General features: G+C 34.3%; 10 protein-coding genes. 4 read left to right on the top strand and 6 right to left on the bottom strand.

Annotated features, from left to right (window positions below):
• Nucleotides 1-27: 27 nt before the first annotated feature.
• A complete protein-coding gene (locus JFU18_RS25635) occupies nucleotides 28-993 on the top strand; it encodes a quinone oxidoreductase family protein (RefSeq protein WP_201034180.1) in 966 nt (321 codons plus the stop codon).
• A 76-nt stretch (nucleotides 994-1069) separates the two neighbouring features.
• On the opposite strand, the gene JFU18_RS25630 is transcribed toward JFU18_RS25635, so the two are convergent.
• The 5 genes from JFU18_RS25630 to JFU18_RS25610 form a co-directional block, all read right to left on the bottom strand.
• Entirely contained in the window at nucleotides 1070-1522 is a 453-nt protein-coding gene (locus JFU18_RS25630) for a hypothetical protein (protein ID WP_201031532.1), read from the bottom strand.
• Between the two features lie 47 nt (nucleotides 1523-1569).
• Nucleotides 1570-2280, bottom strand: a complete 711-nt coding sequence (locus JFU18_RS25625) for a histidine phosphatase family protein (RefSeq protein WP_201031533.1) — start codon at nucleotides 2278-2280, stop codon at nucleotides 1570-1572.
• A gap of 160 nt (nucleotides 2281-2440) precedes the next feature.
• Nucleotides 2441-2965, bottom strand: a complete 525-nt coding sequence (locus JFU18_RS25620; RefSeq protein ID WP_201031534.1) for a GNAT family N-acetyltransferase — start codon at nucleotides 2963-2965, stop codon at nucleotides 2441-2443.
• Between the two features lie 6 nt (nucleotides 2966-2971).
• Nucleotides 2972-4873 carry an endonuclease MutS2 gene (locus JFU18_RS25615; protein WP_201034181.1) on the bottom strand — a complete coding sequence of 634 codons (1902 nt, stop codon included), beginning with the start codon at nucleotides 4871-4873 and terminating at the stop codon, nucleotides 2972-2974.
• A 506-nt stretch (nucleotides 4874-5379) separates the two neighbouring features.
• On the bottom strand, nucleotides 5380-6096 hold the full coding sequence (locus JFU18_RS25610) for a hypothetical protein (RefSeq protein ID WP_201034182.1): 717 nt from the start codon (nucleotides 6094-6096) through the stop codon (nucleotides 5380-5382).
• Nucleotides 6097-6545: 449 nt separating this feature from the next.
• Between JFU18_RS25610 and JFU18_RS25605 the strand changes: the two genes are divergently transcribed.
• Nucleotides 6546-7250 carry an exosporium leader peptide-containing protein gene (locus JFU18_RS25605; protein ID WP_201034183.1) on the top strand — a complete coding sequence of 235 codons (705 nt, stop codon included), beginning with the start codon at nucleotides 6546-6548 and terminating at the stop codon, nucleotides 7248-7250.
• Nucleotides 7251-7342: 92 nt separating this feature from the next.
• Here the strand turns inward: JFU18_RS25605 and amyS are convergent, their stop codons facing one another.
• Nucleotides 7343-8884, bottom strand: coding sequence for an alpha-amylase (amyS, locus tag JFU18_RS25600; RefSeq protein WP_201034184.1), 1542 nt, complete (start codon nucleotides 8882-8884; stop codon nucleotides 7343-7345).
• Nucleotides 8885-9100: 216 nt separating this feature from the next.
• Between amyS and JFU18_RS25595 the strand changes: the two genes are divergently transcribed.
• Both JFU18_RS25595 and pepF read left to right on the top strand, forming a co-directional pair.
• Nucleotides 9101-9892 carry an arylamine N-acetyltransferase family protein gene (locus JFU18_RS25595; RefSeq protein WP_002033438.1) on the top strand — a complete coding sequence of 264 codons (792 nt, stop codon included), beginning with the start codon at nucleotides 9101-9103 and terminating at the stop codon, nucleotides 9890-9892.
• A gap of 118 nt (nucleotides 9893-10010) precedes the next feature.
• A complete protein-coding gene (gene pepF, locus JFU18_RS25590; protein WP_201034185.1) occupies nucleotides 10011-11798 on the top strand; it encodes an oligoendopeptidase F in 1788 nt (595 codons plus the stop codon).
• The last annotated feature ends 47 nt before the right edge of the window (nucleotides 11799-11845 follow it).

The following is an 11845-nucleotide window of genomic DNA, read 5'->3' as shown; positions in this document are numbered from 1 at the left end:
ACAAACAATAAAATGGAGGTATTCCATATGAAAGCACTTTGTTTCGAACAGTTTGGAAGTCCAGATGTACTACAATATAAAGAAATACATGATCCAATCATAAATCCAAATGAAGTTCTTGTTCGCATGCAAGCAATCGGTTTAAATTTCGCTGATATTTATAGACGCCGCGGTGATTATCATCTCGCTGGCAATCCGCCTTATATATTAGGTTATGAAGGCGCTGGTATTGTTGAAAAAGTAGGAGCTAACGTTACTACTATCAATCCCGGAGACCACATTGCATTTGCTGACGTTCCATTCTCAAATGCAGAATTAGTTGCCGTTCCATCTGAAAAAGCAATTACGCTTCCAGATTCTATTTCTTTTGAAACAGCCGCTTCTGTCTTATTACAAGGATTAACAGCACATTATTTAACGAAAGATAGCTATCAAATAAAACAGGGTGATATGGCTTTAGTACATGCCGCAGCTGGTGGCGTTGGTCAACTTCTCGTTCAAATGATTAAACTACTGGGCGGAACAGTAATCGGTCTTACATCATCAAAAGAAAAAGCACAAGTAGCTACGTTAGCTGGTGCTGATCACGTATTTTTATATACTGAAGCATGGCATACGAAAGTACTTGAGGTGACTAATGGTGCCGGAGTAAATGTTGTGTATGAATCAGTAGGTTCTACACTCGTGGAAAGTTTTAACGCTACTAAAATTGGCGGTACTGTCGTATTTTACGGAATGGCCGGCGGTAGTCCTATACCTGTAGATCCACGTATGCTTATGGATACTTCAAAGACTTTAACAGGTGGAGACCTTTGGAACGTTCTTACTACGTATGAAGAACGCAAGCAACGCTCTACTCAATTATTTGATTGGATCACTGCAGGAGAATTAAATATCGCGAGTCCAACTACATTCGCTTTACAAGATGGTGCTCTTGCACATGAATTATTAGAGAGCCGTAAAAGTACTGGGAAGATTTTATTAATTCCGTAATCGTTCCACTTTAAAAAGGAAAGATAAGCATACTAAAAGAGCATCGATTCCGATGCTCTTTTAGTATGGAATTTTATTAGTTTCTTTTTATTCCAGTAATTTTCGGCTCATCATATGAAATAATGTCGATGATATGGTTCAAACAAGGAATTTGATAGTGAACGAACTGCTCTTCAGGAAATATAAATTCAGCAATTGTTCCTGTTTTAACGAAATCCAAATATCTTGATTTTGAGTAAACTCTAAAAATTCTACCTTCTGAAATTTCGTAGTCATCCATTACAGTAAACGATTCATTAGTAACGGAGTAAGCAACATACGATTCAAAATCCAATTGTACAATTGGCAGATTGTCATCAACATCAATGGATGATGCTTCTATTTCAACCTCATCTGTAATTTTCGCGGGTCCCTTAGTTTTGTTAACTTTACACCTATCAATAAGTACCCTCAGTGAATTTTCTTCAGGTTCAAACAATTTGTTTAAATATATATATCCTTTAAATTCCATCAAATCTTGAAAATCCATTATTCCCCCCCATTTTGAAAATCTAAAAGGAATCGTAATACACCCTGTTAAATTTCCACACTTTCTTTCCCTTTTGCAACATAACTCATATCCCCAACTGATTCGACTGTGTACTTCCCATCTTGATATGCAATTTTCGTCACACTAGCATTTTCCACTCCCAGTTTTGTTTTACTACTGTCTAACATTTCTATTAAGGCAGTAATCAAAAGCCCATGAACTACAACTAAAACGTTACCTCCACCATTTTTAGCAGCTTCTTCACTAATTTTATCAATCTCTGCTTTTATACGAGTAGAAAATAATTCCCAATCTTCCGCCTGTTTCGTAGGATCTGCTGCTCTAATAAGATTAATCACCTCTTGAATAGAAAACTTCATGAGTTCTTCTGGTGATGCAACGCCCGCAGCTTTTCCAACCACATCCCACATATTTTCAAGTTTTTCACCTTCAAAAATACCAAAATTTAATTCTCGTAAATCTTTTCTTTTCTCAAGTTTCAATTTTGATTGCTCACTATATTTTAATACTAAATTAGCAGTTTCAATTGCTCGACCGCTATCACTACTATACGCATTCGCAAAATGAACATCTTTTAATCCTGTTCCTAAATTAGAGGCAACTTCCACACCTTTTTCTACTAACGGAGAATCTGCCCAACCTTGCGCGCGCTGATTCGTATTTAATATTGTTTTTCCATGTCTTGTAACATATAACGTAACTACATTCTCATTGCTATCTGTTTCTCGCTTCTTCATTCTATTCTCTCCCTTTACATTTCTATATCAATTTTACCATCTCAATTATTCATTGAGCAAAATATACGTAAGTAGATCTGCTTAATAAAAAAAGCTATCTTTCTGTATATCCCTACAAAAAGATAGCATCTTTTATGATTACATTTCTTAACCGATACTCCTACTCAGTAAAAGCACTCGAATATTGTACAATTCCTTCTACACCTTCAAGAGCATTTTCTGTTAATTCCATTACCATAAACACTTCTTCAGGTACTTCAAATGGTGCTTTTATATTCCACTCACTTGCTTTCTTAAATCCAAACTTTGGATAATACTCTTGATGCCCTAACACAACAACTGATCCGTATCCAAGTTCTTCCGCCTTTTCTAAAGCAGAAGCGATTAGTTTTCCGCCGATTCCTTTTTTCTGATAGCTTGGAGAAACTGATACTGGAGCAAGCGCTAATGAATCTACAGAAGCCCCATCTTTTTCTATTGTAATTTTCGATAACATAATGTGACCAACGATTTCCTCATCTACCGCAACAATTGATAACTCTGGAATAAATGCGTCACATTCTCTAATACGTTTTACAAGTTCATGTTCCTTTTTATCGCTAAATTCTTCATTTAAAAATGCTTGTTGTACAACTTCTTCTGTCTTACTATAATCATTTTTTTGTTCTTGTCTAATCGTTACCATTCTATATTATCCTCTATTCTTTCTTATTTCTTTTTCAATTTTACGAAGCGCTTTTTTCGATCCGCGCTCAATATCATGCTGCATTTTTCTTTCTTTATAATCGACAAATAGTGTATTTAAATCATATCCTTCTGGGTATAATTCTTTCGCCGCTACCTCTAAAGTAATACGTTTTACATTCACTTCAACGAATTCACCGTTATAATATACAACAACATTATAGAAATTATCTTTTTCCTTATATACAATCCCGAAATCGTTATGATCTAACAAATTCACACGGTCGCCGATTTTATATTCATAGTCATTTTCTCTTTTTTCTTGCACCATTTTCGGTTTTCTAATCTTACTTTCATTCACTTTTTCTATAGCGTATTCTTTATTTCCCATATACTCTTTCGCTCTTTGCAGTACATGTTCTCTCACATTCATTTTATTCGCAATCCAAAGTGCATTACTTTCACCTGATTTACCGATCACTAATTTATAAAGTGGCTCTAGTGTTTCACTATTAAATTGCATTGCTGCGTTCATAAAATCATCGTGCATTTCTGAAAAGCGTTTAATTTCACCGTAATGCGTACTCGCAATTGTAATACATCCCGCAAGGTAAAATTCTTCTAAAATAGATATCGCAAGCGCCGCACCTTCATTCGGTTCTGTACCGCTTCCTATTTCGTCAAATAACAGTAACGTATTATTATTTGACATCCTCATAATTTCAGAAAGATTTTTCATATGAGATGAAAATGTACTTAGTGCATTTTCGATACTTTGGTTATCACCAATGTCTACAAATATATTTTCGAAAATAGCAATTTCCGTTTCTTTATCTCCAGCGATGTGAAGGCCTGACATTGTCGCTAATGTTAACAATCCAATTGTTTTTAGCACAATTGTTTTCCCGCCTGCATTCGGCCCAGTAATAATTAAACTACGGTATTCTTGACCGATTTCAAAGTTTAATGGTACTACTTTTCCACTTAAAAGCGGATGCTTACAATTTACTAAATGAATGTAGCCATGATCGTTTAATTTCGGCTCTATTCCATCGATTGATTTACTAAACTTCGCTTTCGCAAATACCATATCATATTGGCTAATTAGTTCCATATTAATTTTTATATGATAAATATTTTCTAATACCATTCCTGATAAAGTCGCTAAAATTTGATACTCTTCCATCGCTTCTTCTGCTTTCCAACTTGCGAGTTCCGCATTTAACTTTGTAACCGTATGCGGTTCTATAAATACAGTTGAACCTTTAGCGGAAGCTTCAACTATACTTCCCGCAACTTGATTTTTATAAGAAGATTTAATTGGAATCGTATACCTATCGTCCTTCTTACTAATAAAGAATTCCTGAATATATTTCTTATTTGCACTACTATTTAAAAACTTCGTTAAACGTTCTTTTATTTTTCCGTCTACAGAATCAATGTTATTTCGAATTCGTTTTAACTCTTTACTAGCCGCTGCATCAATGCTATTTCCTTTAATTGAAAAGTTAATTTCCTCTTCAATACTTTTAAATTCAGTCATCGAATTCGCATAAGAAGCTAATACTGGTGCAAAAAATTTTTTATCTAACATAAATTTTTTAATCTTTCTACATCCACGTAAAAAGTCTGAAACACTCACTAACTCTGCTGGATCTAAAATCATCCCTTTTTCTAATTTTTGAATTGTACTAGCGATATTAGAAATTCCGAAGAAAGGCACATGCCCTTCTGCATCTACTATAGCTCGTGCTTCTGTCGTTTCATTTAAGCGATTTCTCACTACTTTTATACTCGTACTCGGCTCTAATTTATTTAATAATTCCTTACCTAATCCACTTACACAATAAGATTTCACTATATCCTTTAATTCGTTATATTGTAACTTTTCAAAAGTCATCATATTCATTTTGTTTCTCCTCACTATGATTGGTTTTTATCATCAATGAAGATACCTACTCATTAGATTCCAATGAGTTCTACATTATTCAATTATCATTTTTATACATTAAAAACATATACAAAAAAGCTGCGGGGATACCGCAGCTTTTACATTTACAAGGCATGTGTAATAACATATGAGAAAATAAGCCATAAAAACAGATGGCAATCCCCTTATTACACGCTTTATAAAGTATTGTAGGTATCTTCATAGGTTTCGAAATAAATGCATGACAAAATTAGGGGTATGATATACATAAAAAATCCCCTGGTCTTATCCGATTTATTTCATTAAATTTTTCCTATTTAGTACCTACCGCACTCACAAAAAGCACCTCTCATTAATTTATATTTTATGTTCATTGAAATCTAATTTATTGAAATCATCATACTATATGTTTTGTAATAAGTAAAGGTGTCAGACTATTGCCTTTCACACCTGAGGAAGGTCAATTTTTTCGGATAATGCTTTTTTCATTTTGTAGACTGTAAAACTTTCATATAATTAGCCTTTTTCTCAAGGGTCTTTTTCGCATCTTCAGCCGTTACTATATAATCTACAGCAATATTTTGTAATACATCTTTATTAGTATTTGGCAGCTGAATCGTTATATCTTCCACGTTACCCTTACTATTTTCAATAATTTTATTAAATTCCTGAATACTTCTAGCAGCCTCCGCTAATGTTTCCATATGTACAGGATTGTTTACATCTAAAACAGTATTACTTCTAAAAACTGCCGTATAATACTGCTTCAAATTTCTCTTCGCTATTTCTTTCTCAGCATTCTTATCGGAAACATTATCCCCAGTCTGCATTTGATCAAAAGTAAGTATAGTGTTATTCTCTTTTTCTCCATAGTATGTATTAAATTTCTTTTGTAAATCATATGTTTTCTTTTTCATTTTATAATTGTCATTATTTACTTCTGGAGAGATTTGTCCATCAAAATAAAGTTGAAATTGCAAATGCGGTTCATCGACTTGCTGCACAGAAGCTATCCGCCCCTTTGGACCAAGGAAATCCTTTCCGTTATCCAGTGTTTCAACTCCGTTTAATTTAACAGACATACCATATTCCGCTTTTGTATAATTTTGTGCTTTTTGTTCAATTTCTTCATCCGATATATCACATGATGTTAATAGTAATAAACTAAAAAATATGCTATATTTCATTTTTGTTTTTTTCATATCGCCTCTCCTTTTGCTACTACTTCCTATACAGAAATACCCTTAAAAATTTTAAATTACGATTTATATAAAGAACTTCCTCTAATAACCGCTACATCAAATTGTCTTCGCTGACTTGAATAATAAAAACTCATCATCTTGCTTTAGAAAGAACTAATAACCAAAAGTGTAAAAACACCCATTTGTTATTACTTTACACTTATAGTGTATTTTTACACTATAATCATTTTATCGTAAAGCAAATATAACATCTATTAAAATCAAGTTAAAAACATACTAATATTTAGTTCTATAGCAATCACAGTACGGTTTTTATCGTATCCAATTTTAAAGTAGCAACTTTAATTTCGTTGTAGAATAATTAAATAAGCGCCTCCGCTATTGCGAATGTCATTTACTTACCCTAATACATTTAATAATTATGACAAGCAATCATAGGAGGTTACTATATGAGCGAAGAATATATTATTTTACATGGACCTGCTCTTGAACCAAATTTAATTGGCCCCACACTACCACCAATTCCACCATTTACATTCCCAACTGGACCTACTGGAATCACAGGACCTACCGGTGCGACAGGTTTTACTGGAATTGGAATAACTGGTCCCACTGGGATTACAGGACCTACTGGAATTGGAATAACTGGTCCTACTGGTGTTACAGGAATTACTGGAATCGGAATAACTGGACCTACCGGCGCTACTGGAATCGGAATAACCGGTCCCACTGGAGCGACCGGTTTAGGAATTCTCCCGGTATTTGGAACAATAACTTCTGAAGTAGGTATCGGTTTTTCAGCAGTAGTTAATACAAATGTTAATTTGACAATTCCAGGACCTGTTAGTGGAACTACTCTAACCCCAGTAGACAACTCCATTACAATTGATACCACTGGTGTGTACTCTGTATCCTTTTCAATTGTATTTGTGATACAAGCTATTTCGTCTAGTATATTAAACCTTACGATAAATGATTCCATTCAATTCGCCATTGAAACACGAGTTGGTGGTGGTTCTGGGGTAAGAACTACATCCGCTAGAACTGATCTATTACCTTTAAACCAAGGAGATGTCCTTCGAGTACGAATAAGAGAAGCCACGGGTGACATTATTTATTCCAATGCATCTCTTGTTGTTTCAAAAGTCGACTAGTTCATTTATTAAAATAAAGATTTAGGAATGATAACAATGTAAAAAGAAGAGGAAACTTATATTTCAGTCTACCTCTTCTTTTCATCACAAATTTACTGCTGAATATATATGGAAACTGAGCCTCCATTTACATGGAACTGCCCCCATCCGTCCTTATTAATTGTTACAGTATTTGTTTGATTACCCGTAATATCGTACCATACTTCCCCAGCGTTATTCTTTCCAACATCCATCCACTTTGATCCTCCTGGTCCGTCCGAGAGTAATGTCGCTAAACCAGAATTAGCATGTACACCATCGCCTTCTCTTGTCCAGCCAATCACATCTGGATGGTCTAAATAATCACGCTGCGTACCATATGCAAAGTTTTTTCGTGCCGTCAAAATTGGATCAATTTTATCTTTTAACGCTGGAATTTCATAACTACTATTTCCGCTTGTCCCATAGTAATCACCATAGAAAACTGAAGGATAGCCCTCTGCACGAGTTAAAATAAATGCATATGCCAGCGGCTTAAACCACGGACTTACTACAGATTCCAATGACTGCCCAGGCTGAGAATCATGATTCTCAACGAGAGTAACTGCGAGTGCAGGGTGATTTTTCATTACTGTTCCATTTAAAATATTTCTCATATCATAATTCCCATTTCCTGTTGAAGCATAATGAAAATTGTAATGAAGCGGTGCATCAAACACAGATTGATTATAATTGACTTTCGCTAAATAATTGTTTAAAGCCTGAACATCATTTTGCCAATATTCAGCTACTGTAAACATTTCTTTCCCCGTTTGCTGTCTGGCATGATTTACCCAATCGCGTAAATATTCATGATCAATATGTTTAACAGCGTCCAAACGAAAGCCATCTAAATTTAATTCATTCGCATACCATGTTCCCCAATTTTTCATCTCATTCGCAACATCAGGATGATCAAAATCAAGATCTGCATACATCAAATAATCATAATTTCCATTTTCGCTAGACACTTCCCAATCCCACGCTTTATCTACACCCCTAAATTTATAAATTCGACTTAATTTCCTTCCTTCATCCCAATCCGTTCCGTCAAAATGATACCATTTCCATTTGAAATTAGAATAAGCATCTCCGCGCCCTGGAAAATTAAACCCCGTCCATGCACTAATTTGATAATCACCTGATACTTCAATATTTCGATTGTTACGGTCTACCTCAACAGCTGTTACGGTTTCAGTATAATCAGCCCCACCTTTATGATTCATAACTACATCACCGTATACGTCGATGTTTTGCTTATGTAAAGCGTCAATTGCAGATTTCAACTGTGCTTTTGTCCCATATTTCGTCCGCACCGTTCCTTTTTGATTGAACTCCCCTAAATCATATAAATCATAGGCCCCATATCCTACATCATTTTGCGAAGTCCCTTTATATGCAGGTGGTATCCATACAGATGTGATTCCTTTATGAGCTAAACTTTCAGCATCGGAACGCAAACGATTCCAATGATTCCCATCATTTGGAGCGTACCACTCAAAATACTGCATTAATGTTCCATTGTTCACTGTTGCTGCTTCTGCCTTATTTCCCTCATATATATTAGGAAAAAGCAAAATAAACAATAAACAGACTACCGTAATCCTTTTCAACATATTTACACCATCCCCTTCAAGAAAACGTTTGCATAATTTGTTAAATTTATTATAATATTCGTTCTACAGTTAGTAAAGTAACAATCTTTTAATCTCTCACATTATTTTTCAAAATATGAATTCAACTATTACACAAGTACCCCATATAGTTTAAAATTCACATCGGATTCAAAATTGTTTACAATTTATCTATAAAAGCATAACGGAGGGATTTCTATGACCGACTTTCAAAAACAATTTTTTGCAAGATTAAATATAGAAGAAAAACACAAAGTTTCATTTGAAGATTTACCTAACATTATGTACGCAATGGCACAAACTGTCCCTTTTGAAAACTTAAATATTCTCGAAAACAACTTTAAAGAAATATCAAAAGAAAATCTAAAAGAAAAAATTTTAATAAACAACCGTGGCGGCCTTTGTTATGAATTGAATCCGGCTATGTATTACTTCCTTAAAGACTCTAAATTCGATGTCCATCTCGTTTCAGGAACAGTTTATAACGCTGCAAATTCTATATGGGCTGTAGATTCAGGGCATATCGCAACTGTTTTACAACATCATAATGAACTTTACTTAATTGAAGTAGGTTTCGGATCATATTTACCCCTTTCCCCTGTTCCTTTCTCAGGTGAGATCGTTCATTCTGTAACAGGCGACTATCGTATTCGTAAAGAAACGACTGAAAAAGGTAATTATATTTTAGAAATGCGTAAAAGCAATGAGTTTCTAGATCAATCTTCTACTGATGATTGGACAGTAGGTTATGCATTTTACTTGGAAGAAGTGGATGAAACGAAAGCAAATGCAGCACAAAAAATTATTGTTGAACATGAAGGTTCACCATTTAACAAAGTACCTCTTGTTGTAAAACTTACTCATGACGGGCACGCATCATTAACAAAAGATAGCCTTACAGTAACGAAAAATAGAAATAAAACAAAAGAAACCATTACAAAAGAGCAATATACAAACCTCCTTCATTCAACGTTCGGCATTACATTATAACTTTTAAAGCCTCGCCATTCTCGGCAAGGCTTTTTATTTTCCAGCAGGGATTTTTTGCAATTTGTTGTATTTCATAGTTATATAGGAATATAACTACATATTTAGAAAGGAAATGATTATGACTGAACTTAAAGATCGACTACAAGTAGCTGATAAAGAAAAATGGGATTTAACGGATATTTATCATACAATTGAAGATTGGGAAAGCGATTTTCATAAAATTGAAGTATTAACGAATGAATTACACAAGTTTAATGGAAATATTCACGATGGCAATAGTTTATTAGCTTATTTAACAAAGAGTGAAGAAATATCTAGCATAATATCTTTAATGTTCGCTTATGCACGATTACAATCTGATCTTGATACACGCGATACTGACGCTCAATCCCTTGTCGATAAAGTATCACAATTACACGTGAAAGTAAGTGCGGCTAAATCTTTCTTTTCTCCATTCTTACTTAGCGTAGATGAAAACACATTACATTCTTACATAGAAGAAACCGAAGGCTTACACTATTATAAAGAAGACTTATTTGAGTTATACCGTTATAAAAAACACGTTTTGAATAAAGACCAAGAAGAGATTTTATCACAAATGGGTGAAGCACTCTCCTCCCCACAGCATACATTTGGCATGTTAAATAATGCAGATATAATTTTTGGTGAAGTGACTACTGATGATGGAGAAAAAGTAAACTTAACACGTGGAATGTATTCAAAGCTAATAGAAGATGAGAATCGTGAGAATCGTGAAGAAGCCTATAAAGCTTATTACAAGCCATATGTTCAGTTAAAAAACTCTATCGCTTCTACTTTGTCCGCAGCTATTAAAAACAATGTTACTGTCTCAAAGCTACGAAAATATCCATCAGCTTTAGAAAAATCATTATTTGGCGACATGGTTCCGAAAGAAGTATATGAAAATTTAATTGAGACAACGAAAAAAAACATTCAATCATTACATACGTATAATGAACTTAGAAAAGAAAAATTAAATGTAGATGAACTACGCCAATACGACTTGAGTGTTGATTTAGTAAAAGGTGTAAAACAAGACATTCCATACGACGAAGCGTTTGATATAATGATCGCTTCACTAGCTCCTTTAGGTAAAGAATATATCGAAACATTAAAAAACTTTAAAGATAAACGCTATATAGACGTGAGAGAAACACCAGGAAAACGTTCTGGCGCTTATAACTTTGGTGTATACGGTGTTCATCCTTTCATTCTTTTAAATCATCATGATGATTTAAATAGCCTTTTCACCCTTACTCATGAATGCGGGCACGGTATGCATACGTATTACTCACACGGATACCAACCAAGAATTTCTGCACACTATACTATCTTTGTTGCAGAAGTCGCTTCTACAGTAAATGAAGTGTTATTAATTCATTATTTATTAAAAGAAGCAAAAGAAACGAACGTACGTAATCATTTAATTAACTACTTTATCGATAGCTTTAAAGGTACTTTCTTTACACAAATCATGTTTGCAGAATTTGAAAAAATTACACATGAAATGGCCGAACAAGGTAAACCATTAAATGCCCAAGTCTTTAGCGAAGTTTATGAAAACTTGTTTAGAGAGTATAATGGCGACTCTCTCGTATTTGACGAAGAAGTAAAATACGGCTGGGCTAGAATACCGCATTTCTATCGTCCATTTTACGTGTACAAATATGCAACTGGATTCGCTTCTGCAATCCAAATTGCTGATAAGTTATTGAGCGGCGATCCAAATGCTCAGAAAAACTATATTGAATTCCTTAAAGGCGGAAGTTCTGACTATCCATTAAACCTACTGAAAAAAGCTGGCGTTGATTTAACTACACCAGAACCGATTGAAAGTGCACTAAATCGTTTTAGCTCACTTGTTGAAGAGTTTTCAGCATTATAGAAAAAAGCATGCAGATTATAGAATCTGCATGCTTTTTTCATTTCGGT

It is taken from the genome of Bacillus sp. TH22, from assembly GCF_016651015.1.
In the GTDB taxonomy this organism is placed as follows: Bacteria; Bacillota; Bacilli; order Bacillales; family Bacillaceae_G; genus Bacillus_A; species Bacillus_A mycoides.
This window is presented reverse-complemented; position numbering and strand designations above follow the sequence as displayed.